The organism is Gluconobacter sp. (assembly GCF_047722525.1).
Classification (GTDB): domain Bacteria; phylum Pseudomonadota; class Alphaproteobacteria; order Acetobacterales; family Acetobacteraceae; genus Gluconobacter.
In genome coordinates this window covers 14,288-40,979 of record NZ_JBDNYY010000016.1, presented here as the reverse complement: position 1 = coordinate 40,979, position 26,692 = coordinate 14,288, and the positions used below count along the sequence as shown (strand labels likewise).

Below are 26,692 nucleotides of genomic sequence, written 5' to 3'. Positions count from 1 at the left end.
TTCTTGCTGCTACGGCATCACTCTAAATCAATGCATTCCAATTAACTTATAAAATTGACTGCGAATCATCGCCTACGGCAAAGAGTTCTCGTGAGTATTCAGACATATAGGTGAGCCACAGCATCTGTGCACGGTTCACGTCCTGAAACTCATCGGCCATTACGGATGTGAAGCGCTGCGACCACCTATCACGATAGGATCGGTCGTTCATCAGCGCAAGCGTTGGCCACATCAGCAGATCGGAAAAATCGGCGGCATTCTGCTCGCGCAGGGTCGCCTGATAGATCTGGTACAGACGAACGGCGAACTCCCAACCTTCGACATCGACCATCTGTCGGGCGGCACGGCGGCGCTCGATCAGCCCGCGCACCCAGGCCGGTGCGGCCTCAGGCGTCACGAGGTTTTCTTTCATGTGCCCGATCCGCTCGCCCATCTTCTTGACCTGCCGGACGTCACACTTCTTGCCTGTGTCCGGTTCGGGCACAGTGTCGGGGTCCATGGCCTTCATGAGACGGCGGATCAGCGCTGTCGCATCGTCCGCGTCGCGGATATCGAAACCGGGGTGTAACTGTGCCACCTCGGGCTCGGCCCGAAGCTGTCGCGCGCCGAGGCCATGAAACGTACCAAGCCAGAACGGAGCCTGTCCCTCGCCCAGGACGCTCGTGATGCGCTCACGCATTTCCTGCGCGGCCTTGTTGGTGAAGGTCACGCACAGGATCTGGGACGGCCGCATCCCATACATCTGGATCCGGCACGCCACACCGGCCGTCAGGGTCTTGGTCTTTCCCGTTCCGGCTCCGGCCAGCACGAGAACCCGGCCAAGCGCCATGGCGGCCTCACGCTGCACAGGGGTCAGTGGCTCCAGAACCGGAGCGAGGGTCTGCGGATAAGAGGTCATGCGGGCACCTGCTCGACGGGATAGACTTCAGACGCCACGGGATCCTCGACGGGAACGATATTGTTGCTGTCGGTAAAGAGGGTCAGCGGATGATAGAGGTTAAAGCCCTCATGGGGACCATCCCATCGTCCGGCAATCACGAGAGCCAGCGCGCGGTTCAGGCCGCTACCCAGCCACACAAGCTGATGCGGAACCGGCATTTCAGGCGCTTCAGGATCCGTACAGCCGAGACGGCGCGCATGATCCATCCAGATCGCCGAGGCCTTTTCATGGCCCAGCATATTAAAGGTCAGGCCGGTCTTGATAACGATATGGTCGATATGCTGGCGGGCCGTGGATCGGGTGTCGTTATACATCATGACGTCCTCAAAAGCCTTGGGGCAGGCTGACAGGGTGAGCGTTGGGAGTTCAGGTCCGTTCAGACGGACGATCGTCGATTTTCGGGTGAAGACGATCAGCTCGCCGTCGCGGTCCCAGGCGTCGTTCAGGCGATCACCGCCGATGACGACCCCCTGCACCAGTCCTTCGGGCGTGTGCGCCTCACAGAAGACTTCGGGGGCCGAGGTTCTCAGACCAGTTCTCTTCCAAACCCTGATGGCCTCTGCGTCCTGCCGCCACAGGATCAGTGTGACGGCCTGCCAGCTCAGACGGGATTTGCTCTGCTTCATGCCGCCACGTCCTGACGGGCGCGGCGCTGCAGAACAGCGTTCCAGTCCTTGTCTTCGCCTTTGGGTGAGTACCGCAGGGGCTTGAGTCCGGCTTCGCGGATCATGGGCGCATAGATCTCTTCGTACCGGTCGCCCTGGGCATCGCCGTCCACGACGATCATGACGCGGCCACCAGCCTCAATCGTGCCAAGAAGAGCACGGAACTCCTCCATCGCTTCAGGGCTCATGCCGCCTCCGGTCGAGACGTACAGGCTGGGGTCTGCGAAGAACGGATCCATGGCCGCATAGGACAGCACGTCGATGGCGGACTCACCGATGACCAGACGGACGGGCTTCACTCCTTTTTCGCCAGCCCTCATCCGAAAGAGCATTTTGCCACCGCCGCCCGAGGAGAAGCCGCGATATTCCGGCCCGCGCATTTCCATGCCCGTCAGCTCGCCCGCATTGTTGTGATGGGCGAACCAGGCCGTGCCCTTCATACCTTCCCGCAGGAGACCCTGCTGGTTCGCGAGATGAAGAATGCGTTCCGGCAAAGCCCGGTCGCGGGTCAGATAGGTCCAGGCAGCCGACCCCGGCTGGGGAGCCTGACGGTTCTTCCACATATAGTTCGGATCGCGTGCGGGTTTGCGCTCTTTCGGCTCTGCGACGTACTCGGCCCCGCTCGGCGTAAGGCCCAGCATTCCACGGAGTTCCACGCGCGCGTTGCCAAGGGACATCCCGGGATTGAGAAAGCGGACCAGGTCGATGACCGAGCCTTTGACGATCGAAGACGAATTGTGCGGATCCCACCAGCCCTTGCCACCGTGGGTCACGATGATGCTCTCGCCTTTCACGCGACGAAAGCGCATGTGACGGGCGGAACTTTCGGAGCGGACGAACCTGTAACCGGCCTGCTCCAGAACAACGATGCAACTGATCTCGTCACGAAACTTCTGGAGTTCGTCGTTCATCTGCTGGGGCGTGTTCTGGTAAGCCATGGCGGAATATCCTCCCGAACGTCCGTTACTTTCGATCTGTGAAAAGTATAGTAAATTACCGCGATAATATCCAATGAATACAACAGAATAACGCGGAATATATTTACTTGATTGAGTGAAATAGTTCTTGCGTCCAGAACGACAAAAACCAGTTTTTCTTGTTCGTCCTGCGGGGGTTTCGGGGGCAGCGCAGCCCCCGGTGTTGCCGCTGAAAGGAGATGTGTGGAGACGTTTTTCTCGTCCCGTCCTGCCAGGAACACGACAGTTGCGGGCCGAGGGTGTCAGGACCGGAAGACTGCGGATCGGCAAAAGCGGGTTGCGGGCAGCGCGGGACAACGTCCTGCGATGAACGCGGCCCTCTTTTGACGAAAGACGCGGTCTGGAGCCCGAAGGGTTGTCTTGAGACCCTCGGACCGTGACTGTCACACTGATCGCATGACGGCGAGGTCGGAACACAGCTCCGTGCCACCCCGCAAGGGGTGGTTGAAGCGGCAACGTCTGATGGTTCGGCATGAACGGATCCTTCAAGAAGTGTCCCCAGTCTGCCCGTGCCATCTGCGACTAACGCCCTCTGCCTCAGTTTTTTTTCGAAGACCCTGTGTCGGCCATCCCGTCTTCCTCTTTCGTCTGCCCTTTCTGTCGCTCCAGCTCCGCCAGTGTGCGTCTCACGGCCTGTGAGAACCGCGTTTTTCCTTCCCAGAAACGGCGTGAATACGCGCGGCGGTCCACCGTCGCCGTCCTCATGCCACACCTTCCGGACGATCGAGGCTGTCCAGGAGCTTCTCCTGCGAGCGGCGGCGCAGCGTCGCGGCCTTGCGGCGGAAACCGGCCGTCAGCCGCGATGGCAGCATGACGGACTGATCCCTGTCTTCGAGAAAGACGGCCTCTGCCATCAGGCGGGCGCTCAGGGCGCGCGCCTGACTGCGGGGAACTGTGAGGGGTGCGGGTGTGGAATAGAACATAAAGCCTCCTGAGACCCGCCTCCGTCAGGAAGCAGGTATAAAAAGACCGGCTCCAGGGCCGGTTTGCATGTGGGTTTCAAAGAGAGAGGGGGTCAGCGTCCGGGATCGAAGAGGATCTTCACATCCCCGTCCTGCGCACTCACCACGATCTCGGGCTCGGGCGGCCCCTGATCCGTGCGGGCGCGGACTTCGTAAGAGCCGCGCACGAACACGAGCTGGCCCTTGCGGGCGCGTTGTTCGAGAAGATCGGTCAGAAAGTCATTGTGGCAGACGACCCTGTGCCACACGGTCTGCGGGACGCGGCGACCCGTCGTTGTGTCGGTGCGCTGGCTGTCGGTTGCCAGACGGAAGAGGGCCACACGGTGTCCGTCCTGCCCGGTGCGGATCTCCGGATCGGCACCAAGGTTGCCAATGACGATGGCAAGGCTGAAGGTCTGAGCCATTGTTCTGTCCTTTTCGCTTGCCCGTGTCAGAAAAGCTCGGCCTGCACGGGCGCGGCAGGGGGAGACTGATGTGTGGCTGGCAGGGCGATCCGGAAGCGGTCCGCCAGACGCGCCAGATCGGCCCGGTCGCGTGCCTCCTGCTCTGCGGCAAGGGCGCGCGTGTAGGCCTCGATCAGGCCGCTGCCGATGAGGCGGTTGCGAATGTCGCGTTCGACGTCCGACCAGGTCCAGGCGGGATCGCCATAACAGCCGTACAGGACGATGCCGCGCAGGAAGCCCAGACGTGCCTGTGTCGTGGAGAACTGCGCGCCCCAGAAGCCGTGGATGTCGTAATGGGCGATATGCCCGAACATCTGGCTCAGGCGATTGTAGAGCGTGCGGTTCCAGGCGCTCTGCGGAAACCCGCGTGCGATGAATGACAGCAGCGCGTTTCCGATCTTCGCCTTCTCGGCCGCGTCGCTGAACTGCGTTGCGGTGAGGCCCTGAGGCTGGATCGGCGGCCGTCGCAGCGCGGGACACGCGAGGGACGCTGGTTCCGGCCCGTTCATGAGCGCACCTCATGGGCGAGCATCGCCTCGACCTGAGTAAGGTAGGCTTTGAACGGTGTGTCTTCAGGGATGACCCTGATCCAGTGTTCGGTGCCGAGGGATCCTGTCCAGCGGGCCTCGCTGAACCCTTCGGGATGATCGCCCACGCGCTCGGGTGTAACAGACACAAGGAAGGAGGCCTCCGGGTAATCATCGTGCAGGCGCGTGCCGTACTCGGCAACGGCTGCCCGGATCCCTGCAAGGTCAGCCACCTCGATCCGCGTCTTTTTGTAACGGGCCGGAGATGAACAGGAGATTAAGCTCCCGTGAGAGGCCGCAGGAATTGCGGCGAGCGTGTATGTCGGCATGGTGATCTCCACAGCGCCTGATCTCGGGGGTCTCAAAGGAAGGAGGGGAGCACCACCACCAGAACGATGAAGATTGCGAAGAGCACGATGCCTGCCACGAACTCGGCCAGTTCGAGCCATTCTGTGCGGTTGCGGGGACGCAGATCGGAAATGTCGGCCATGTCATTCTCCTTTTTTCTTCCATGACCCTTTCCGGCGACCGCAGCGGGGACTGGCTGGCAAAGGCGCTGCAACGCAGCGGGATCGGACGACCCGCAGCGCAGCGAGGACACGGCCGACCCACCCTTTGCCAGACAGGCTCCGGTGTGGTGCCTGCCCTCCCTTTTTCCCCTTCCCCCTTTTTCTTTTCCCGTCTCCTACTGCGCGAGGTTGGCGACCTGTCGCGCCAGACGGGCACAGAGCGCGCGCGTCACAGGATCGTCCTCGTCCACGATGGCCCCGGTCAGAACAGGCAGAAGGCGGCGCGCTTCAGGGGCGGAGAGATCCAGATGCCAGCACGCACCGATCTGCGTGGCCACAGCGTCCGGCTGATCGACCGGGCGAACGGACACCGAGACTTCGTTTCCGTCCACGTCGTCAGGTTCGAGAACGGTCTTCTGACCGTCCGGCAGGTGAACAGGGCGCAGCCCGCTCTCATTCGCCTCGTCGGCCGTCGCGTCCAGCACGAGCTGACCGGCTGCCTCGGCGGTCTCGGCCTCGACCTGAAAATTGACGCGGTCGGAGAGAAGCTGGCGCTCGCTGAGCGTCACAATAAAAACAGGCATGTCGGGCTCCAGAAATGAAAAAGGCCGCCCCGGAACGGGCGGCCTTGAAGGGCGGACGAAAAAAGAAAAGGCTCAGTCGCTCACAAATTCGGAGCTGCCGAACACGTCCTGCCAGGGGCTGTTACTCGTCAGGTGGCAGTCGGACTGCCAGTCGTAATATCCGGACTTGAACCGCGAGGTGATGGCCTGGAGGGTTTCGGTCGCCGTCTCGTCCAGATCCTCCTCGGTCTGCACGGTCACACTGCCGTAGTCGCGTTTGCGGACGGAAAACTTGACCTTCGGGAAAGCCTTCTTCAGCATTCGGCGGATGTTTTTGGCGGCCAGCGTGCCGCTGCTGTCATCGCCCTGCTCCAGATGGGCATAGTCCGGATTGACGCGGAGCGCTGCGACCTCGGCGGCATGTTCCGCTTTGGCGCGCGCCTCAGCCGCGACCTTCTCGGCCTCAACCTCTTCGGCATGAGTGCGGAGAAAGGCAATCTCCTCGGGACTGGCCAGTCCCTTGTCGGCGTCGATCCGCCATTGGACACCGCGCAGAATGGCCTCGGGCAGACGACGGGAGATCGAGCCACAGGCAAAGACAATGTCATAGGACGCGCTCCCGCCCGACACGATGGCCCCGCCACGCGACAGGGACCGCACGGTGGTCGGGCTGGCCTCGCCGTAAACGGCCATGACGATCCCGGCTCCCCGGCTGTAGAGATGGGTGTAAACGCGGGTGCCGACCTGAACGGGAACGAGAGAGGGGACGAACATCGTCTGATCCTTTTCCTTTGGATTTTCGTGATGTCTTCTCCAGCGTCAGCGCGGGACGGCCGGGTCAAAAGCGGCGCGTGCGCCGGCACCGGAGGCGGCGAAGCCGGTGAGGAGCCACCTTTTGACCCGGACGGAGCGCGATGGCAGCGCCCCTCCCCCCCTTTCCTTTTCTTTTCTTTTCCCTCTCCCGGCTTCAGGCCGCGAGCACGATTTCGAGATGGTCACGCATGAACTGCATGGCCTCATTGTGCGCCGTCTGCTCGGGCGCGGTCTCGGGCGTTTCGGGAGGGAAAGGCTCTTCGGAGGCAGACTCCGTCACCGACACGACAGGGCCGCTTGAAAGGTCGGCCTCATCATCGGCTGCTTCCTCGAAATCATCTTCAGGCATCTCCTCCAGGTCCTCATCGTTCATCACGCTTTCCAGCTCCCGGATCTTCGCCTGTTTTTTCTTCTGCTTCTGCGTCCAGACGTCCTGCGCCTGCGCAAACGACGCGACCTCGGGCAACCAGTGGCCTTCCCCGACATGGTTCATCAGGGCCGCACGCATCTCCTTGCCCGTATTCTGCGGGGCAAGTCCTTCGGCCTGCACGGCTTTGGTGATGCCCGGCTTGCTGTAGCATTTGAGGAACGCCTCAAAGGCCATGCTCGGCATCTTCTGGTCGGCACCGAACAGAACGCCCACGAGCTGCGCGGGCAGACCGCTGCCGCTGTGCATCGACACATCGCAGTTCAGGATGCTTTGCAGGACGGTGACGGCATGGCGGCGGATCAGCTTTTCGTCACGGACAAGGCTGCCTTCGGGAAAGAGGTCAGCCATCGCGAGCGTGCGCGCGGTTGGTTCTGACCAGTTGTTTCCGCTGGCATCGCCATGCACCCGGACGTTCTCGGCTTCCAGCGCCAGCAGAAGAGCAGCGATCAGATCCCATGGGTCGGCTGTCTCGGACACCTCACCAAGCGCCTCACGCAAAGCGACGGTGCGGATCTCGCCGATCATCTTGTGGCCGGTCCCGGAGACGTCCGGTCGCTCTCTCGGGGCCTCTGGCGTGGCAGAGCCGCCCGAGTGGTTAACCTTCGCGGCGCTGTAAGGACGGCAGCGTTCTTCCACGATCTTCAGGGTTCGGGGATTGAGGCCATAACCGATGACCTCACCCTCCTGTGTCGCCATCCAGGTGCCCATGGTGATGAAGCCCTCCGGCGCGCGGGCATATCCGTATTCGTCCGAGGTCAGGACAATGGAGTTTTCGGGCCGCTCATTGTCCAGCCAGTCCTGCTGTGCGGCCGCGTAAGCCGTAGCATCGAGCGTATAGCGGCTGTCTGTATCGGCTTCGGCAAACAGATCCTCCATCCAGACGATGTTATGCTTGCGGGCAAGATCGTCGCCGAACCGGGCGTTGCGGGCGTACCATTCCTTCTGTTCGAGGTTCCGGGCAAGCGCGCCCCAGGCCACGGTGTCTTCCGGATCTTCGGCCTTTACCCGGTACTCGGCCGGATCCTCGTCGTCTTCGACGCTTTCGGAAAACATTTCCGCCCACGCGTTGCGCTGCTCGTCCAGTGAGGCCTGCGCGATAATTTTGCGCTGCCGCTCGTCAGGGCCTCGGCCGAGGGCGATGGCATCAAGAATAGGCGGGTGCAGCTTCGCCAGCAGACTGAGACGCTTGAGATAGCTCGGCGTGACCATCAGGGCGGCACAGACCTGCGGATCTGTATAGCCAAGCTGCTCACGCAGGCGGGTGACGCTGTGCCACTGTTCCGGCTCCGTCATGTCCAGACGAACGAAGTTCTCGCTGACGGCAGCCAGGGCATCGAGGTCTTCGCTCTGATCGCCAACATACACGTCGATCTCGGTTAGACCGGCATAGATGGCGCCTTCCGTCCGACGGTGGCCTGCCACGATCATCAGGCGTCCGTCCTCCAGTTCCCGGACGGCCGGGGGATGGAGGATGCCAATCGCCTTGATATTCAGGGCGAGTTTGCGCAGTTCCTCCAGACTTCCGATGGAAGAACGCGGATTGTTCGGATTGGGCACAAGGGTTTTCGGATCGACACGGCGAAGCTCGGCCATGGGACGCTCTTTCTATAATTTTTCAGATGTCCCTCCCGCGTCACGGGCCAGCCAGCCGCGCAAGGCCGCGCGAAGCGCGCCCGGCCTGAGCCTTGCGCGGCTGGCTGGTTCGTGACAGCCCCGCCTTTCCTCTTTTTCCTTTTACAATCCTCGGATTGCTCCTCATGTCATTCGCGCTTCCACACGAGCACCGTTACTAATCAGAATAGTTCTTCGGATTGTATTCATCTCGGAACACACCTACCTTGATAGATCACCGATATTTAAGGGGACCGAATACAATGAATTATGATGAAGCAATGGAAATTTTATCCACATCGTCTCGTTCTGATTGGGTTATTGACGAGACTCTCGGAACATTCACATTCAAGTGCGATCTACTTCTCAATATCAAGCGTGTTGAGGAAGACGAAAGACGCGAGTTTCCTGAAGTGTGGACAAAGCGATTTGCCGACAAAAGTGCATACAAGACGCACTATGACGTACTCTACGGAGCGTCCATTCTGGTAAGAAAAATGCTTGTAAGCGTTGATGGCGGAAGAGCAGTTCTTCCCTTACCGGAGTCTGCAACTAATTTAGTTGTCACCGAAGCAGATCTTAACTTCGCTCGAATTATCGACGAACCGTCGGCCGTCAATGAGTATTTCGATCGTTCAGAAATGAAGGTAGTCTAACTTTTACACTTGATTTAGAAAGCTGCGAATAATTCCCGCACTGGTACAAACTCAATACTCTACTCCTCGCCCTCGCTGTGTCCATTTCGGACACAGCGAGGGCAGGATCAGGCGGTCTCTACGATGACGGCCTGATCTTCCAGCGCGGCCTTTGCTTCAGCCTTTTCCGCCTCCTCGCGGCGCTCCGTATCGGCTGCGAGATCTGCTTCAAGGGCCGCCATGGCCTCGCGCTTCTCCTGCAACAGCGCCGCCTCCGGAAACGCCAGCCCCACACGGGCGCGGTATCCGGGGAGCTTGCGCTCTGCTTCCTCCACCTGACGGCGCGCGTCCGCCAGTTCCGCCTCGAACCGCAACAGCGCGTTCTCGATGCGGCTGACCAGCCCGACCGGGCTTGTCTCGCGGTCGAAGTCCATGCCGAGGATCCGCCCGTCCAGCACAAGGCCGAGGGTTGCGTCCCACGTCTCCTCCCCGTCAAAGCGGGTGCGCCAGGTCTCGCACAGGATCTCGAAGCCGCCGACCGTGCCAAGGGTCCACTTGCCTTTCTCCCCGGACTTCGCCGCAAGGCGGGCCTGCGAGAGAAGCCACTGACCGGCCTTCTCACGCTCGGTCATCTCCCGGTCCTTGCACACCAGCCGGAACGCTTCACCGCGCGTCGGCTCGCGCCGTGCGATGTCGTTCTGAAGACGCGGGATCACGGCCTGCGCCGTCTCACGGTCACGCTCGGCACGGTCGATGGCACGGCGGACGTTATACTGATCGTCGTGATGCGCGGCCTGCAATCGCTCCAGGCGGGCCAGCTCGGCCTCCAGTCCGGCCTTCTGCATCAGGCGTTCATCACCCGACGCAAGCGCCTTCGCCATGGCGAACTGGTTGGCCTCCGCCCCCACATCCTCCAGACGGCGGATCGTCCGGTCTCCGGACATGGCAAGGCAGATGAACTTCTGCTTGCGCTCCAGCATCTGCCAGTTCGTCGCATCCACCGATCCTTTCAGGGCGTAGGCGTAAAGCTGGATCACCGGGTTCTGATTGCCCTGCCGTTCGATCCGGCCCTCGCGCTGGATGATGTCCGAGACCAGCCAGGGCACATCGAGATGATGCAGGGCAATCAGGCGCTGCTGCGCGTTCACCCCCGTTCCCATGGTCGCGGACGATCCGATCAGGATGCGCTTGCGCCCGGAGTTCATGTCGCGGAAGAGCGCCTGCTTGGCCGTGCTCTTCTTGTAGTGCTGCATGAAGGCGATCTCGTCGCGCGGCACGCCCATGCGGATCAGTTCGTCGCGGATCCAGCGATAAGCCGAGAACCCGCGTGTCTCCAGGGCGGATTCCGTGCCCAGATCCGAGAAGATCATCTGCGTGGCACCCGGCAGCTCGTACTCCCGTCCCGTCTCAGGGTCGGTGTAGCGATTGGCGGACGTGTCCTGCCAGATCTGGAAGACCTTGCGGATCATGACGTTCAGCTTGTTGCTGTTGTCATTATCCGCCCAGTTCCTCACGAAACGCAGGTCGATGGCAGCGTGCCGGGCGTCAGTGATGACGGACAGCAGGATGTCGTCACCCTTCTGGGGCTTGCCCGTGCGCTCTTCAATCGTCTTGATCCGCTCGGCAAGCGTCTTCTGATACTCGCGGAAGGCGTCCCCGCTATCGGCCACGACAATCTCACGTCTGCCGCCCGCCACCTCTGGCAGTTTGACGTAGCGTCGCAGGTCGTCCTGCTGCACCACGTCGGCAAAGTCGCGATACATCGCCATCAGGTCGGCAACATTCACGAACTCGGAGAACCGCGTGACAGGCTTGTAAAGACCGCTCGGCTGAAGCTCCAGTTCCGTGCGGGTCTCGCCAAAACTTGCGGCCCAGGCGTCGAACTCGTGCAGGCCACGCTCGACAAGGGCTGGCAGGTCCATGAACCGCTGGATCGAGAACATCTCGCCCAAGGTGTTGGTAATCGGCGAGCCTGACGCCATCACCAGCACGCGCTCGGGATTACGCTTGGCGAGGTAGCGCGTTTTCACGAACAGATCCCAGGCGCGCTGGCTGCCGTTCGGGTCGATCCCCTTCAGATCGGACTGGTTCGTGCCGAAAGACAGTTTGCGGAACTGCTGCGCCTCGTCCACGAGGATCTGGTCCACCCCGATCTCGCCAAGATGCACCATGTCATCCTTGCGGCTGGACAGGGCCTTCAGCTTGGCTTCCATTCCCTCCTTCAGGCGCTCGATGCGCTTGCGCGACAGTCGGTCATCGCGGCTCACATTCTCCAGAAGGCTTTCATAGGACGCGATCTGGTCCTCGACCATCTCCTGCTCAAAGGCGCTCTCGACTGGCACGAACTTGAAGGCATCATGGGTGATGACAATGGCGTCCCAGTTGCCTGTGGCCGCCCGGGCCAGGAACCGCTGGCGCTTGTCCTTCACGAAGTTCGTCTCGTCCGCCACGAGGATCTGGGCGTTCGGGTAGAGCATCATGAACTCACGCGCCATCTGCGCAAGGCAGTGTCCGGGCACCACGATCATGCCCTTGGAAATCAGGCCGAGGCGCTTTTGTTCCATCACGGCCGCGCACATCGAGAACGTCTTTCCGGACCCCACCGCATGAGCCATGTAGGTGCTGCCCTTGGCGATGATCCGCCAGATCACCCGCTTCTGATGGTCGCGCAGGCTGATCGCCGTGCTGGCTCCCGGCAGCTTCAGGTGAGAGCCGTCGAACGTGCGCGGGACAAGGTTGTTGAACGCATCGTTATACAGCCGCACCAGACGCTCGGCGCGGTCGGTGTCCTGCCAGACCCATGTCTCGAACGCGGTCTTGATTGCGGCCAGCTTCTCCTTGGCCGCCTCGGTCTCCTTCGTGTTCAGCTCACGGTGTTCGCCATTTTCGTCGCGCCAGGTGTCCCAGATTTTCGGGCTGGCCTGATTGAGCGCATCGTCCAGCAGATCCCCGGCATGACGGCGCTGCGTCCCCCAGACCGAGGTGGCCTCGGCCTTGCCGGAAAACCCGCTCTTGTCCACGCTCCAGGTCGCCACCTCCAGCGTGTGGTGAATGGTCGTGCGAACCCCCATGACCTCTGCAACAAAGGCCTCAACATCCGGCACCGGGATCCATGGGGCTCCCAGACGGGCCGTAATGTCGGACGGGCACAGGTCTTCGGGCTGCACCTCTTCAAGGGCGGCGACGTTGCGCAGATAGCGTCGGTCGCGCTCGGCAGCCTCCCGGGCCTGCGCCAGCTTGGTGCGGACCGCGCCTGACAGGGCTTCGTCTGCCGTCACCCAGACCTCACGGCCGCCTGTGCTGCGGATCGGGTCGAGATAGACCGAGGATCCGAGTTCGGCGAGCACCTCATCACCGGGGCGGCCCAGAAGCTCCGCCATGCGCTCGACGTCCACGCCACCCGTTTCATGCAGGGAAACCGCAAGCGCGTCATGGGCGCCGTGAACCTCGGGCTCGGACGGGGCCTGGATGACGCGCTCACTGAAGATCGGTCCCGGACGGCCGGTCTGGCTCTTCTCGTCATACTCCTCGATCGAGCTGACCAGCCACACATCCGGATCGTCATAGAACGGCTGAAGGTTCGGGCGGCGCTGTGTGGATTTCTCCTCTCCCGTCTCTTCATCCACCCGTGTCGTGGTGTTCGTCAGGTTGATCGGCCCGAACTGACGGCTGAACGCCTGATACGCGCGCTTGAGATCCGCCTGATGGGCACTGTAGGGCAGGTTCTCCACCTGGGCGCGCAGCACCAGACGGGCCGCGTCCCTCACAGGAATCAGACCCTTGATGATGGCCGCGTGCTTCTGAAAGATTCCTTCCTTCTGCTCGCCTTTCTTCACCTTCACCAGCACGGTTTCGCCGTCGATGATCTGGTGCAGCACGCCTTTGTGCAGCAGATAACTGCCCTCTTTCAGCAGGGCACCGTCTGCGGCTGTTCCGACCTCGGCGGCATGATTGTGCTGCACCGTCGCAACATCGAGCGTCTGCGGGGCCGGGAAGCGGGCCAGCGAAGAAAGACGGCCGAGGGCGAGCGGCAGGGCCTCGTCCAGCATCTGGAGCGGGTTGGCCTTGCAGGTGTATTCCGGGCCGAACTGACCGCTCGTCCAGTCGTGCCGACCGAGAACCTGCTGGCCGTTCTCCGCGAAATAGCGGTTGATCCGCAGCGGGCCTTCGCCCTGATCGGTGTCCTCCAGCGCCGCCACGTCCAGCCATGTCGCATCGCCTGCATCCTCTCCCGGTGCGCGACGGCGGAACACGAGCACGTCCACCACGACATCCGTTCCGGCATCGTCGCGCATGGCCCCGGCTGGCAGACGTGCGCCACCCACGAAATCGGCCGTCTCGAAGATCGTGCGCCGCGCGCCGGCATCGGACTTGTCCATCGTCCACCGCGACGTCACGAACATCGCCACGGCTCCGGGACGCAGACGGGAGATGGACCGGGCGATGAAATAATCATGCAGGGACAGGCCAAGGCGTCCCAGCTCGTCCGTGCCCCGGACCGTACGGTTGCTGAACGGCGGGTTGCCGATCACCAGATCGTAGCGTTCCGCCAGCTTGGCTGTCGTAAAATCTTCAGCGCGGACCCACTGGTTCGGAAACAGCTTGCGCGTGATGCGGGCTGTCAGCGGGTCGTTCTCGATCGCGGTCCAGGCGGTTTTCGGAGCGAGCTTCGGGGGCACGCTCGCCATGAAAAGCCCGGTGCCACAGCCCGGTTCCAGCGCACGGCCGCCCCGGAACCCCATCTGGGCCACCAGATCCCACATCGCATGAACGATCAGTTCGGGCGTGTAGTGGGCGTACTGCGTGGCCCGTGCCAGACCCGCTCGCTCCTGCTGGCTGGTCAGGGCTTCAAGCTGGCTGCCGATCTCTTCCCACCCGGACCGGAAGGTCTCTCCGGCACGCGGAAACAGGCTGTTGGCCAGCTCTCCGGCCCCGAACCCCGTAAAGCGGGCGAGCACGGCCTGCTCGTCAGCGCTGGCGTTGCGGTCTTCTGCTTCCAGCGTGGCCAGAAGGCGGATCGCTGCCAGATTGTCGCGGGCACGCTCTTTCCAGCCCTGGGCGAGGCCACGCGTTCCGCTCAGGACGAAATCCACCTTCGGCAGGACGGCAGGGATCGGAGCAGGGGCCTGTGTCGCCTGTCGAACCGCAGCGGCGGCTTCCTCAAGGGCGCGGTCTCCGGGAAGATCACCCCAGTAAAGATTGGACTGGCTGCCGCCGAGTGCTGAGGTATCGAAAAAGCTCAGTTGGGACATGGACATGGAAAAACTCCGGACAAGCGGCAGCGCCCGGTGCTGCGCGGAGGCAGACCGGGGGGCCGGAAAACAGGATCAGTTCGGGGAGAGAGGCGTCAGGCCTCCCGGATCAGCGCGGGGTCAGAGGGGACCAAAGCGCAGGCGGATCTGCTCGCGCTCGTTCTCGGAGAGGCGGGCCAGCGCCTCACGGTGGTAGGTGGAACCCTCGCCTGCCTTCCGCGCCACGCGCCACCAGGCCTGAGGATCGCTGCAATGCAGACCCACCAGATGCGTCTCGTCATTGTCGGGTCCGCAGCCTTCGAGGATCGTCCAGCCCTCTTCGTGGGCCTGTTTCAGATCGAAGGCGTGCGCCTGTGCGGGGCGTTCGAGGGTGTCTGACATTGTCTTTATTTCCTTTCCTGACCCTCTCCGGCGAGCGCAGGACAGTGCGGCCTGCCAGAGCGACGCACAGCGTCGGGACCGCCCGGCCCGCAGCGCAGCGAGGACACGGACGGACCCACCTCTTGCAGGGCGGGCTGGCCTGTGCTGCCCCCCTCCCCTCTTCTTCTTTTTTCAACCTTCTGTTTTTTCTTCTTTTTTTTCAGGTTGGCCCCCCGCCCTGCCCGAACGCTCCGGCCGGGGTCTCCCAGGCTGGTGTGAAGACAGTCGGGATCGGACGCGCCGAGAGGCACGCGCGGGCCAGCTCGGGCGCTGCCACGGCGGCGGCATACGGCCTGCCCTGCTCGGCGAGCTGCTCCAGCGACACGGTGCGCTTGATCGTGCAGCCAAACTGCTGCTCGTACTGCACGAGGCGTTCAAAGCGGGCCGGATCGAGCCAGCGGATCGTTGCAAACTGCCGCGCATCGCCAAAAATACAGGTGGCACAGGACAGTCTGGAGAAGCCGATGCGGTAGGGCAGCGCCGGCATCACCTTCCAGCGTTTCAGGCTGTCCCAGACCTGCGCCTCGCTCCACTGGTGGACGGGCCGCCAGTGATCGACATGACGGCGACGTCGCGTGCCATGCCGCGTATCCGTGCGGTGCGGCTCAAAGGCGGCATAGCGGGCACGGTTTGGGCTTTCTTCGGCACGCTCGCCCGTTACGAACAGGGTGCGGCGGTTCAGGAAGCGGTCCTGGCCGCGTAGGGAGCGATCGGCGACGTCAATCTTGGTGACGCTGGAGCACCATCGGGTCGTCAGGCTGGCGGAGACCTGGGGAAAGCGCAGGCGCGTCCCGTTCGGCCCCTGCCCGCCTGCGCGGATCAGACCCTCAGGGCTTTCGAAAAGAACAGGGGCTGTCGGTGCGTCCTTGCGGAGCATCTCCCGCTCGAAGCCGCCCTCGCGCCAGGAGCGATAGAGCGGCAGGCCGAAGTCCCGCGCCAGCGCGCTCACATAGGGCGAGGTGGAGGGCCAGTCCATGAAGGACGGCCCCTGCCCGTCCACCTCGTGGTGCCACAGTTCCAGGCGGTCCTCCGGGGCACCGGCTTCAAGGAGGGCAAAAAGGCAGGCGAGGCCGTCCTTGCCGCCCGAGATGGCCACGATGATACTGTCATACGACGTCAGATCCGGCGTCATGACACGAACCTGCTGACCGGGGCACCTGTCCGGACAGAGCGGCACATCAGGGCACTGGCGATCGGAGCATCCCGCAGGAGAAGCGGCTTGACGTGCCGGTTGTCCCAGCTCAGGCCCTCGCAGCGTGAGAGGAGTCCAAGCTGGGTTGCCGCCTCATCCCGGCACGCACACACCCGCTCATTGCCCCCCGCACTGCGACGGCAGGGCTCATGCGCCGGCGCGTTGCAGCCCGTACACGGGATTGTCAGGGCCGGATCACCGCCAGCCCAGTGCTCATTGCATTTGCGGCAGGAGACGGGCTCCTGTGTATCGGTCCACCGCATGGGCGGCCGACCGCGTGGTGTTGGGACGTAAGGAAGGTAATGACGGCGCATGATGCTCGATCCATTTCTGGTTTTTGAACATCGTCGCGTCCGGCTGGGGGCTGTTCAGACTGCAACAGTGCCGCGCAGCGGCAGGATCAACGCGGCCCGCAGCCACGCGCAGACGGCGTAGCCGGCGAGCATGGCGAGGACACGCGTTGACCCACCTGTTGCGGGCTGGGCGGCTTCCAGCCAGCCCTTTCCCCCTTCCTTGTTTCTTCTCATTTGATGTTTTTAGTTACATGTATTTAATTACATGTACATAAGCACATGTAATTAAATACATACGTTCTCGGCCATCCTCACAGTCGCTCACGCGCTCCCGGGTAGTATTCGCCGCGTGACAGAAATCACTCACGAGCCTTCAATCGTATATAGGTACATGTAATTTTTAACATGTACCTATAGTTTAGAAACTCAGCGTCGTCGCCTTTTACGCTTGTCTTCGACCAGATCGGTTTCCCTCACTTCGTACCCAACTTCAGCGAGGGCCTTCAAAACGAGATATTGCTTTGTGACTTTGGCTTCCGCAGCTTTTAGCGATAGCTGTCGGTCAACATACTCTGGGATAACCATCCGCAAGGATGTCATCGCGGGATCGGGATCATCTAATGATGTCTGGGCGCCCCATTTTGTCCCCAATGCACGACTGTTTTCTGAGACGTTGCGGTCTTCGACACTCTGCGGGGCTTTGAGATCACGTAGATTAGGTCGTTTAGCGGGACGAGCCATCAGCGCATCGGTGATGGGGGGCAGAGGCGTTTTTGTCATCTGGCACTCTCCGCAAGAGCTGATAGCTTCTCAAGAAGCTCCTCTGCTATAGCCTCTACATTCTGGGCCGCCGGAGATGCACCTGCGTTTTCAACCGGGCTCGTTCCGGTGATGTGCATTTCTCTGAAAGCAGCTCTTTCCAGCATTGCAGCTTTAAAGACTGGTACGTTTTGCTGCTCAACACTCTCCCGAACGTGTTTTGCTGCTCTCGATTCAAATCCAGGTAGCACCCGGCTCCAGATAAGAGCGCGAGGAATAGCGCTTCGTGCCAGATCCTCTGCATCGTCAATCTGCGCGATAGTTTTGAACGCGTCGCGCACATCGGGAAGGCTGGCCTGGCATGGCACAAGCACGAAATTGGAACGCTGCAAAGCCTTCAAGGCTAGAGTAGATGATCCACCAGGCAGATCTATGATCGTCAGGTCACTCTCGCTCTCCGCCGTTCTTACCTCAGCCAAGATGTTATGCTCGTCTATGGACGGCCTGACGGTGAGATCCTGCATCCCATTTTTCGCCCCAAACTCGCTAGCGTGCTGATTTAAGTCACAGTCTAGAAGGCGGACCTTGTACCCCTTTTGAGCAAGGGCAGTCGACAGAATGATCGACAAGGTGGTCTTCCCACATCCGCCCTTAGCCGAAGCTATAGATAAAACAGCCATAGAAATACCTCACGACAGAACCAGCATTTACAAAGTTACATGTAGTGAATGACATGTTGTTTGTTACATGTCAATTATTACATGTTATGGCGTACATGTACATATACACATGTACAGGCGTAGAATTGCTTGTTAAATATTTTTCAGGTTTTTCAGAGGCTTATAAAAATATCTCTAACTACCTTCATTTCTGCCATCAAAATTTAGGTTGCTTCGCGCGCCCCTTTGTTCTCTTTATGTTCTCATTAAGGAGAACAAAGATGACAACGGACGCCGTGGCGCGACTGCGCGAGCAGGTCCGACGCCTGGAGCGTCGAAGCCTTCCTCATTCCCATACTGACACGCTGCCTACCGGGCATTCTGCCGTCGATGACCATCTCGGCGGTGGCCTCAAAACGGGTAGCCTGCATGACTTTCTGATCTCCGATCCTCTGGAGACGGGGGCCAGTCTCGCCATGCTGCTGCCCATCCTGAAAGAGGGCAGGGGGCCGGTCTTCTGGATCAGCGACACACCTGCCGAACTGAACGCCTGCGGGCTGCATCAGTCCGGTGTTCCACTGGACCATCTGGTCTGCATTGAAACGGACCCGGCCAGCCTGCTCGCTGTCGCAGAAGACGTGTTGCGCGGACCAGAACGCGCATTGGCCGTGATCGCAGGAAGCCACGTCCCAACCCTCAAAGAAATCCGTCGCCTCAATCTGGCCGTAGAGGCGAGTGGCAACACGGGCTTCTTCCTGCGTTCGGCCCCCCTCACACGCGCTCCCGGGAAAGATCCCTGCGCGTGCGCCACGCGCTGGCGGATCCTCTCTCATCCCTCAGCGCCACGATTTTTTCCGGGACTGGCCATGCCGCTTCCCGGTTCCCGACGCCTTTCTGCCGCGCTGCTGCGGGTGAGGGGAGGCCGCCCTGCTCACTGGATCCTCAACTGCACCGATCATGCGCCGCTTTCTCGCTCTCTGGATGCCCTTCTGGCGCACCGAGCGCCTTCAGCTCTCCCGCCCGGAAGACTTCCCGCCCGACAGGCCGCTCGTTGTGCACGCGCTGGCACATAACCGCCACACCGTCACTGGTGTGCGTGCCGGGGGGGGGGGCCCCGGGCGGGCCCCCCGCCAGGCGCGGGGCCCCGGCCCCCCCCGGGGGGGGGGTGGTTGGGGCCCCCCCGCACCCCTCCCCCCCCCCCCGGCCGCGCGTGGCCCCCGCGGGCCCAAAACCCCCCCCCCCGCCCCGGGGGGCCCGCCGGCGGCCCCGCCCCGCGGCCCGCACACCCGGAATGCCGCTGGCACAGGCCCGCTCCCTGGTTCCGGATCTTCTGACCGCAGAAGAGGACGCCGAGGCACAGAGGGTCGCGCTGACCAATCTGTGCTCATGGTTGATCTGGCTGTCGCCGCTGCCCGCGTTCGATGCTCCGGACAGCCTCTACAGCGATACCACCGGATGCGCCCATCTTTACGGGGGTGAGACGGCCATGCTGGATCTCGTCAGGGAACGCCTGAAGGCGAGGGGGCATTCCTGCTCCGTGGCGCTGAGCGATACGGCCGCTGCCTCACGCGCCCTGGCCCGCTCGGCGATCGACCGGATCTGTCTCGTGCCTCCCGGTCAGCAGAAACAGGCGCTGCAGCCGTTGCCCTGTTCAGCGCTTCCTTTGCCGGAACAGACGCTATCCCGCCTTAGCCGTCTCGGACTAAACACGATCGGCGCGCTGGCGGACCTCCCGCGCGCACCTCTAGCCAAGCGTTTTGGGGCAGAGCTTCTGACCTGTCTCGATGAGGCTCTGGGACGGCAGGTCCGCCCGCTCAGCGTGTTTCAACCTGTGGACCGGATCTCCCTGACCCGCTCTCTGGTCGAGCCGATCAGCACGCCGGAGGCCATTGCTACAGTGATTGCAGCCCTTGTGCCGGTTGTTTGCGAAAGGCTGATGGCACGCGGGGAGGGGGCACGGCAGCTCGACTTTCTCTGTGTTCGCGTGGACGGATCCATCCAGGCCGTCCGCGTGGGGACGTCCGATCCCACGGCTGACATCACGCGTCTGACGCGCCTGCTGAAGGACCAGATCCCGCAGATCGCGCCAGAGTTTGGAATTGAAACCGTCATCCTGACCGTGAGCGCGAACGAACCGCTGGAAGCCGGGCCCGAGCGGTCTGTCTTGCCAGACGAAGCAGGATCCTCTGAAACGGGCCTCCCGGCCTCTCTGATCGACCGGTTACTGAATCGTCCGGGCGTTGTTTCGGTTCACCAGCTCGCGCCCCGGTTTTCCGCCTGGCCGGAAGACGGGCAGGCTCGCGTTTCTCCAGGCGACATGGCAAAACCGCCTTTCGCGGGCCAGATGCTCTGGGCGCGGCCGAACACTTTGTTCGATCTGCCCGTCCGGGTGCAGGTGACTGCCCTGCTTCCGGACGGTGCGCCCCGCCAGTTCGTCCTGAAACGTCAGACGCATCGCATTGCTGCAGCCGATGGCCCTGAACGTCTGCTTGGCGAGTGGTGGCACACGGCTGAAGCCTACGGCGCGATCCGCGATTACTGGCAGGTCGAGACCACGACCGGCCTGCGCCTGTGGCTGTTTCGCAAAGGCGACGGAAGTCACGGCTGGTCCGGTTCAGGTGACTGGTTTCTACAGGGGATGTTCTAATGGACCCCCGCGATGACCTGATCCCGGCCAGCACTTCGGACGTGGCCGAAGTCCTGATGCACGCGTTGTGCTATGACGGACGCAGGCGGACGCATGACGCCGCCGAGCTGATGGCCCGTCTGGTGGCCGAACGGCTTGTCGCCTATCTGGAACGCTCGGGCTTCGTGGTCATGCGCGCGCCGACCAGCAACGCGCCTGACAGCAGCCGACATCCCCATCCCCACCGCCGCTAGGCCATGAGGGCGCCTTACGTCGAATTGCAGGTCACGTCTTCGTTTTCATTCCTGCGCTCGGGCAGCCAGCCGGATGAGCTGGTTTTCCAGGCGAAATCCCTGGGCTATGACACGATCGGTCTGACCGACTGGAACACTGTAGCCGGGGTGATCCGCGCTCATCTGGCGGCGCGTGAGGCCGGTCTTCGTCTTCTGCCCGGATGCCGTCTGGCTCTACGCGATGGCAGCGCGCTCCTGGCCTATCCCCGCAACCGGGCGGGCTGGGCAGGTCTCTGCCAGCTTTTGACGCTTGGTCATCACCGGGGCGAACGGGATGTTTTCCTTCTGGGCTGGGAGGATCTCGTCGCCGCGGCCCCGGACCTCGCCCTGATCCTGTTACCTCCCGAGGATCTGGCAGCGCTTCCCGGGCACGTTCAGAGCCTGCTGGATCTGCCCGGACACAGGGCAAACGAAAAAGGAACCCGGTTTCTCGCGCTGACGATGCTCCGGCAGCCGAGAGATCGGGCGCGGCTTCACGCGCTTGCGGCTCTCTGCAAAGTCCAGGGACTGGCCTGCATTGTGACGGGAGACGTTCTTTACCACGATGCGCGCCGGCACGTCCTTCAGGACGTGGTCACAGCCATCCGGGAAGGCTGCACGATCGATGCTCTCGGCAACCGCCGTCATATCCACGCCGATCGTCATCTGAAAGCCCCGGAAGAGCAGGCCCGCCTGTTCGCCGCCTTTCCGGACGCTCTGGCCAACACGCGGCGGATTGCCGAGGCCTGCGCCTTCAGTCTCGATGACCTGACGTATCAGTATCCGACCGAAACCGAGAGGACGGGCGAAAGCGCACAGGAGACCCTGACACGCCTGGTCCAGGCTGCACTGCCGCGTCGCTACCCGGCCGGGGCGCCGCCTGAGGTCGAGACGCAGATTGCCCACGAGCTGAGGCTGATCGGCTCTCTGTCCTACGCACCGTACTTCCTGACCGTAAACACGATCGTGCGTCATGCCCGCTCGCTTGGGATTGTCTGTCAGGGACGGGGATCTGCCGCGAACTCGGCCGTCTGCTATGTTTTGGGCATCACGAGTATTGATCCGGTTCGCTCGGGCCTGCTGTTCGAGCGGTTCATCTCGGCCGAACGGCAGGAACCGCCCGATATCGACGTCGATTTCGAGAGTGACCGCCGAGAGGAAGTTATCCAGTGGATCTACCGGCATTATGGTCGTCATCGCGCGGCCCTGTGTGCAACCGTGCAGCGCTATCAGCCCAAAGGGGCGTTGCGCGAGGTCGGCAAGGTGCTGGGCCTGCCGGAGGATCTGACCGGCCAGCTTTCCAAACATATTGCCTCGTCCTTGCCGGATCCGGACCTGTGCAAGGCGCGCGCTGCCAACCTTGGCCTGAACCTGAAGGACAGACGCCTCAGCCTGACGTTTCATCTCGCCCGCCAGCTTCTCGGCTTCCCGCGCCAGCTTGGGACGCATCCGGGCGGATTTGTGCTGACCGAGGATCGCCTGGACGAACTTGTTCCCCTGCTGCCGACCGCCATGGACGGACGTCAGATTATTGTCTGGGACAAAGACGATATTGACGTGCTGCGCTTCATGAAGGTGGACGTTCTGGGTCTGGGAATGCTCGGCTGTCTGCGTCGCGGGTTCGAGCTGCTGCACACCGTGTATCAGACCCGCATGGACTTGGCTTCGATCCCGGCCGAGGATCCGCAGACCTATCGCATGATCCAGAAAGCCAACACGCTCGGGACATTCCAGATTGAAAGCCGGGCGCAGATGTCGATGCTGCCGCGCATGAAGCCCAGGACTTTCTATGATCTGGTGATACAGGTCGCGATTGTCCGGCCCGGGCCAATCCAAGGAGATATGGTTCATCCCTATCTCCGCAGGAGAGAGAAACTGGAGCCTGTCACCTATCCGTCCGAGACCCTGCGCGGGATCCTTGGGAAAACTTTGGGCGTGCCGCTGTTCCAGGAACAGGCAATGCAGGTGGCGATCCATTGCGCGGCCTTTACGCCAGGCGAGGCGGATCAGCTCCGCCGTGCGATGGCGACGTTCAAAATGACCGGGGGGGTGTCGCCGTTCCGGGACAAACTGGTGAGCGGGATGCTGGCCAACGGGTATGAACAGGAGTTTGCAGAGCAGACCTTCGCGCAGCTCGAAGGGTTTGGCAGCTACGGCTTTCCCGAAAGCCACGCTGCTTCGTTTGCACTGATTGCTTACGCCTCGGCCTGGATGAAATGTCATCATCCGGATGTGTTCTGTGCCGCCCTGCTGAACAGTCAGCCCATGGGGTTTTATGCGCCCTCGCAGATTGTTCAGGACGCACAACGCCATGGCGTCGAGATCCGGCCGATCTGTATCAATGCTTCACGATGGGATTGCACCCTGGAGCGCGGCCGAAACGGACGGTACGCGGCGGTCCGGCTGGGGTTCAGGATGGTGCGCGAGCTGGCGAACGGACACGGGGCGGCCCTGATCGCGGCCCGAATGCCGGATTATGAGAGTATTGATGACGTCTGGCGGCGTGCGGATGTGCCGGTCTCGGCCCTGGAATGTCTCGCGGAAGCGGATGCGTTTCGAGTGTTTGGTCAGATGCGCCGTGCTGCTCTCTGGTCGATCAAGGGGCTTGCGGACACGGCACTGCCGTTGTTCGAAGCGGCGGATCGCGGGCGGAACTTTCCACTGCCGGAAGTAATCGAGCCTGACATTGTCCTACCGCAGATGTCAGAGCGGGCGTCGGTGCATGAGGATTACCGGGCCACGGGCCTCAGTCTGACAGGTCATCCCGTCGCGTTTCTGAGGGAGGGACTGCGAAAAGAAGGGGGCGTTCGTTGTGGGGATCTTCCGTATCTACGGGATGGACGCCGGATCCAGCTCACCGGACTGGTGTTGATGCGGCAGAAGCCAGGGACGGCAAACGGCACCATGTTCGTCACGATCGAGGACGAAACCGGCACGGCCAATCTGATTGTCTGGAAGGATTTGCAGGAAAAATACCGCCGCCCCCTTCTCGCGTCCCGTCTTCTGGCCTGCAAGGGTAGGCTTCAGAAGGAAGGCGATGTGATTCATGTCGTTGTGCTCAGCCTGGAAGACCGCACGCCGTTGCTTCAGGGATCGGAGCTGTTGAAGGCACGGGACTTTCGGTAGGGGACAACACCGGATCGGCCGATTTTATTTTAAGAATGAAAACATTGTTGTTGGTGCTGAACCTGTGGCGTTGTGGGCAGAGCCGCGCCCTGTGGTCAGCCTGCAGGGCTGTCCATCATGACGCGAGCGGCCGTGAAACGGCTGTCCATAAGTCCATGGGCGGCTCATGCCGGTATAGCCAAAAGCAGTGATACACAAACATAGGCATCCTTCTCCGGACGTCCCGGCCTTACCTTGTCATATGTGACACACGGTTGCAGTAATATCGCCAGTTGTTTGATCCTGCTGAACTCTGCTGCACACCAAGGCCCGACATGAACCCGACTGAAATCTACGATGCCCTCTCCAAGATCGCAGAGGTGTCCTTTGATGCAGAAGAATTTCCCTTCTCGTTTGCTGAAGCGACAGATGCCTCACAGGCGGCAATTTCAAAACTTCGTAACGGGTCGACCAATAAATCTGACCTTCCGGGCGGGGTCTTGTTCGGCAAGAGATTTCATTATGCCCCCGCCCCAGCCGGGAAGAGCGACACTACTCTTGAGCAGTTGAGAGCTTCGAAGAAAACCAAATCCTCCAAACCCGCCATTTTGCTCGCAACAGATGGTGAGATGATTGCGGCGGAGCATACCCCCTCGGGCGAAACACTTCATTGCGCCTTCAAAGAGTTGGGGGATCAGTTCGGCTTCTTCCTCCCCGCTGCGGGCAAAGAGCGGTATCGCGCCGTTGAGGAAAACCCGATCGATGTGAAGGCGACTGGGAAACTTGCCAAGCTTTATGACGCGTTAATCAGGGCAAACCCCGACTGGGGAACAGAGGCACGTCGTCATGAGATGAACCAACTCATGATGCGACTGATCTTCTGTATGTTTGCCGAAGACGTCGGCATCTTTCCAGAGCAGCAATTTTCCCGCCTAATTTTCACCTATGCAGGTGATAAAGGTGAGGAAGCCCATAAGGCCATTATTGCTGCCTTCCGGGCGATGAATCTTCCCAAGAATCAGCGAACGGCTCTTCCCGCATGGACCGGAGAGTTAGACTATGTGAATGGCGGTCTGTTCGCTGGCGCCATTGATGCACCAAAATTCGATACTGCTGCCTACCGTTATCTGCGTGAGGCCTGCAGGCTGGATTGGGGTGAGATCAATCCGGATATTTTCGGTTCGATGATCCAGTCCGTTGCGGACCCCAAGCAACGCTCTGAACTGGGAATGCATTACACCTCAGTTCCAAATATCATGAAGGTTATAGGGCCGCTTTTTCTCGATGATCTAGACGTGGAGATCCATAAAGGCTGGGACCGTGCTCGCGCACTTCAGCAAACACTGGGTCGTATGTCGCACATCCGTGTGTTTGACCCCGCCTGCGGATCGGGGAACTTCCTTGTTGTGTCTTATCGAGAACTCCGGGCACGCGAGACGCGTATCATGCAGCGTCTGGAGGAGCTTGATGGTCGCAATGCCATGGGTACAAGCGAGATGTTCTCGCGCATTAAAATTGATCATTTCTACGGAATTGAGATCTCGGATTTCGCAGCCGAGACGGCGAAACTTGCGCTGTTCATCGCTGAATATCAGGCCAATGCGAATTTTAAGACGGTTTTCGGACGTTGTCCTGCGGCCCTGCCCTTGCGGGATGCTGCCCGCATTCACAGAGACAACGCCCTAGAGCTTGATTGGGAAGCTGTATGCGCGCCTCCCAATAAGGACGAAGAAGTTTTTATTGTTGGGAATCCCCCATTTCTGGGAAAAGCGCAGCAGGATTTCAAGCAAAAGGCTAGCATGGACCACGTTTTCTTAGGAAAGGTGAAGTCCTTTCGTGCATTCGACTTTGTTGCGGCGTGGTTTTTTAAGGCGGCTAATTATCTGCGGGGACGCAACATACAGGCAGCGTTGGTTTCAACCAACTCGATTTGCCAAGGTGCATCAGCGGCAAATCTCTGGCCAGAAATCCTCACCGGAGGCGTCGAAATTGGATTTGCGCACCGGTCCTTTAAATGGCGGAATAATGCTGCGGGAAACGCTGCTGTGGTTTGTGTGATTGTTGGACTGCGGAATACATCGAAAGCGGCAAAGCGTATTTTCGAAGGTGATGTTTCACAAACATCTTCAAACATCAACAGCTATTTAATAGATGAACAGAATATATTCATCTCGCCTTCAAATGATAATTTGTTTTCTTTGCCTAAAATGACCTTTGGCTGCATGCCTTATGACGCGGGAAATCTCCTATTACTTCCTGATCAGAAACAGGAAATTATTCATAACTCCCCCCAATCAAAAAAATTTATTCGTAAATTTATGGGTTCTCAAGAAGTGGTGAAGGGTTTCGAAAGATATTGTCTTTGGATATCCAATGAGGATTTACCTGAAGCGCTGCAAATTACGGATATAGCACAGCGCGTTTCTGCAACTAGAGACGCTCGTTTAAACATGAAAGATAAAGGCGGCATTGAACTAGCTGAACGCCCTCATCAGTTCCGTGAACATATCGCTCCCCAAAACCACGCCATCCTCGTCCCCCGCGTTACTTCAGAGCGCCGCCCGTACCTTCCAGTGGAACGAGTGGGAGCTGACGTGATTTCATCGGACCTCAATCAGGTCCTCTACGACGCTCCTGAATGGTGCATCGCGCTCATTGCGTCCCGTCTTCATCTCGTCTGGATCGGCACGGTCTGCGGCAAATTGAAATCCGATTTCCGCTATTCGAACACGCTTGGTTGGAACACTTTCCCAGTCCCGAAATTCACGGACGAGCAGTTGGAAGCCCTCTCGGCTTCAGCGCGCCGCATCCTGAAATGCCGCTACTCCCATTACCCCAAAACGATCGCGGATTTGTACGATCCGGACAAAATGCCTGACGACCTTCGCGCCGTGCACAAGGAAAACGATGACTTGCTGGAGAGCATGTATATCGGTCGTCCCTTCCGCAACGACACGGAACGCCTGGAAACACTCTTCAAGCTCTATGCGGCCAAGATCAAAACGCTAGAAACTGCCAGCAAAAAGAAAAAGGCCTGAC

Annotated in this window: 24 protein-coding genes; 6 read left to right on the top strand and 18 right to left on the bottom strand. The window is 60.8% G+C overall.

The genetic code is table 11. From position 1 onward, the window contains the following. Nucleotides 1-46: 46 nt before the first annotated feature. From ABF859_RS12340 to ABF859_RS12290, 11 genes are all read right to left on the bottom strand, one after another. On the bottom strand, nt 47-898 hold the full coding sequence (locus ABF859_RS12340; protein WP_415528059.1) for an ATP-dependent helicase: 852 nt from the start codon (nt 896-898) through the stop codon (nt 47-49). Then, complete coding sequence (locus ABF859_RS12335) at nt 895-1,566, bottom strand: hypothetical protein (RefSeq protein ID WP_099213708.1); 672 nt, start codon at nt 1,564-1,566, stop codon at nt 895-897. The genes ABF859_RS12340 and ABF859_RS12335 overlap by 4 nt, the downstream gene beginning before the upstream one ends. Continuing rightward, entirely contained in the window at nt 1,563-2,543 is a 981-nt protein-coding gene (locus tag ABF859_RS12330; protein ID WP_415528058.1) for a DUF3991 domain-containing protein, read from the bottom strand. The genes ABF859_RS12335 and ABF859_RS12330 overlap by 4 nt, the downstream gene beginning before the upstream one ends. A gap of 740 nt (nt 2,544-3,283) precedes the next feature. Continuing rightward, complete coding sequence (locus tag ABF859_RS12325; RefSeq protein ID WP_077804160.1) at nt 3,284-3,505, bottom strand: hypothetical protein; 222 nt, start codon at nt 3,503-3,505, stop codon at nt 3,284-3,286. 92 nt (nt 3,506-3,597) lie between these two features. Further along, nucleotides 3,598-3,948 (bottom strand): single-stranded DNA-binding protein, encoded by a 351-nt coding sequence (gene ssb / locus ABF859_RS12320; RefSeq protein WP_346004507.1) that lies wholly within the window; start codon nt 3,946-3,948, stop codon nt 3,598-3,600. A 26-nt stretch (nt 3,949-3,974) separates the two neighbouring features. Next, nucleotides 3,975-4,496 carry a hypothetical protein gene (locus ABF859_RS12315; protein WP_415528057.1) on the bottom strand — a complete coding sequence of 174 codons (522 nt, stop codon included), beginning with the start codon at nt 4,494-4,496 and terminating at the stop codon, nt 3,975-3,977. Next, nucleotides 4,493-4,843: a hypothetical protein gene (locus ABF859_RS12310; protein ID WP_415528056.1), complete on the bottom strand. Its 351-nt coding sequence runs from the start codon at nt 4,841-4,843 to the stop codon at nt 4,493-4,495. Before ABF859_RS12310 ends, ABF859_RS12315 begins: the two co-directional genes overlap by 4 nt. Before the next feature lie 32 nt (nt 4,844-4,875). Further along, entirely contained in the window at nt 4,876-5,004 is a 129-nt protein-coding gene (locus tag ABF859_RS12305; protein ID WP_272929801.1) for a hypothetical protein, read from the bottom strand. Between the two features lie 195 nt (nt 5,005-5,199). Continuing rightward, nucleotides 5,200-5,607, bottom strand: a complete 408-nt coding sequence (locus ABF859_RS12300; RefSeq protein WP_415528055.1) for a hypothetical protein — start codon at nt 5,605-5,607, stop codon at nt 5,200-5,202. Between the two features lie 72 nt (nt 5,608-5,679). Beyond that, nucleotides 5,680-6,360: an LPD29 domain-containing protein gene (locus tag ABF859_RS12295; RefSeq protein WP_202259041.1), complete on the bottom strand. Its 681-nt coding sequence runs from the start codon at nt 6,358-6,360 to the stop codon at nt 5,680-5,682. Between the two features lie 193 nt (nt 6,361-6,553). Beyond that, nucleotides 6,554-8,422: a ParB/RepB/Spo0J family partition protein gene (locus ABF859_RS12290; protein WP_415528054.1), complete on the bottom strand. Its 1,869-nt coding sequence runs from the start codon at nt 8,420-8,422 to the stop codon at nt 6,554-6,556. Between the two features lie 281 nt (nt 8,423-8,703). Here ABF859_RS12290 and ABF859_RS12285 point away from each other — a divergent pair, with 281 nt between their 5' ends. After that, complete coding sequence (locus tag ABF859_RS12285; RefSeq protein ID WP_415528053.1) at nt 8,704-9,096, top strand: hypothetical protein; 393 nt, start codon at nt 8,704-8,706, stop codon at nt 9,094-9,096. A 107-nt stretch (nt 9,097-9,203) separates the two neighbouring features. Here the strand turns inward: ABF859_RS12285 and ABF859_RS12280 are convergent, their stop codons facing one another. The 7 genes from ABF859_RS12280 to ABF859_RS12250 all read right to left on the bottom strand — a co-directional run bounded on the left by ABF859_RS12280 (nt 9,204) and on the right by ABF859_RS12250 (nt 17,671). Further along, entirely contained in the window at nt 9,204-14,333 is a 5,130-nt protein-coding gene (locus ABF859_RS12280; protein WP_415528052.1) for a DEAD/DEAH box helicase family protein, read from the bottom strand. A 114-nt stretch (nt 14,334-14,447) separates the two neighbouring features. Beyond that, the gene (locus ABF859_RS12275) at nt 14,448-14,708 is read right to left on the bottom strand and encodes a hypothetical protein (protein ID WP_194268069.1); all 261 of its coding nucleotides are present in this window, start codon (nt 14,706-14,708) and stop codon (nt 14,448-14,450) included. 199 nt (nt 14,709-14,907) lie between these two features. Next, nucleotides 14,908-15,879: a phosphoadenosine phosphosulfate reductase family protein gene (locus tag ABF859_RS12270; protein WP_346006380.1), complete on the bottom strand. Its 972-nt coding sequence runs from the start codon at nt 15,877-15,879 to the stop codon at nt 14,908-14,910. Next, nucleotides 15,876-16,253: a hypothetical protein gene (locus ABF859_RS12265; protein ID WP_253490369.1), complete on the bottom strand. Its 378-nt coding sequence runs from the start codon at nt 16,251-16,253 to the stop codon at nt 15,876-15,878. The genes ABF859_RS12270 and ABF859_RS12265 overlap by 4 nt, the downstream gene beginning before the upstream one ends. A 54-nt stretch (nt 16,254-16,307) precedes the next feature. After that, nucleotides 16,308-16,466 (bottom strand): hypothetical protein, encoded by a 159-nt coding sequence (locus ABF859_RS12260; RefSeq protein WP_346006379.1) that lies wholly within the window; start codon nt 16,464-16,466, stop codon nt 16,308-16,310. Nucleotides 16,467-16,658: 192 nt separating this feature from the next. Beyond that, a complete protein-coding gene (locus tag ABF859_RS12255; protein WP_211501609.1) occupies nt 16,659-17,012 on the bottom strand; it encodes a hypothetical protein in 354 nt (117 codons plus the stop codon). Continuing rightward, on the bottom strand, nt 17,009-17,671 hold the full coding sequence (locus ABF859_RS12250; protein ID WP_211501608.1) for a ParA family protein: 663 nt from the start codon (nt 17,669-17,671) through the stop codon (nt 17,009-17,011). The genes ABF859_RS12255 and ABF859_RS12250 overlap by 4 nt, the downstream gene beginning before the upstream one ends. 260 nt (nt 17,672-17,931) lie before the next feature. Between ABF859_RS12250 and ABF859_RS12245 the strand changes: the two genes are divergently transcribed. The 5 genes from ABF859_RS12245 (at nt 17,932) to ABF859_RS12225 (ending at nt 26,691) form a co-directional block, all read left to right on the top strand. Beyond that, a complete protein-coding gene (locus ABF859_RS12245; RefSeq protein WP_346006378.1) occupies nt 17,932-18,723 on the top strand; it encodes a hypothetical protein in 792 nt (263 codons plus the stop codon). Nucleotides 18,724-18,941: 218 nt separating this feature from the next. After that, the gene (locus tag ABF859_RS12240; protein ID WP_415528051.1) at nt 18,942-20,297 is read left to right on the top strand and encodes a DNA polymerase Y family protein; all 1,356 of its coding nucleotides are present in this window, start codon (nt 18,942-18,944) and stop codon (nt 20,295-20,297) included. Beyond that, complete coding sequence (locus ABF859_RS12235; protein ID WP_099213480.1) at nt 20,297-20,530, top strand: hypothetical protein; 234 nt, start codon at nt 20,297-20,299, stop codon at nt 20,528-20,530. The genes ABF859_RS12240 and ABF859_RS12235 overlap by 1 nt, the downstream gene beginning before the upstream one ends. Before the next feature lie 3 nt (nt 20,531-20,533). After that, complete coding sequence (locus ABF859_RS12230) at nt 20,534-23,674, top strand: error-prone DNA polymerase (RefSeq protein ID WP_346006375.1); 3,141 nt, start codon at nt 20,534-20,536, stop codon at nt 23,672-23,674. A 314-nt stretch (nt 23,675-23,988) separates the two neighbouring features. Further along, the gene (locus tag ABF859_RS12225; RefSeq protein ID WP_346006374.1) at nt 23,989-26,691 is read left to right on the top strand and encodes a class I SAM-dependent DNA methyltransferase; all 2,703 of its coding nucleotides are present in this window, start codon (nt 23,989-23,991) and stop codon (nt 26,689-26,691) included. Nucleotide 26,692 lies beyond the last annotated feature (1 nt).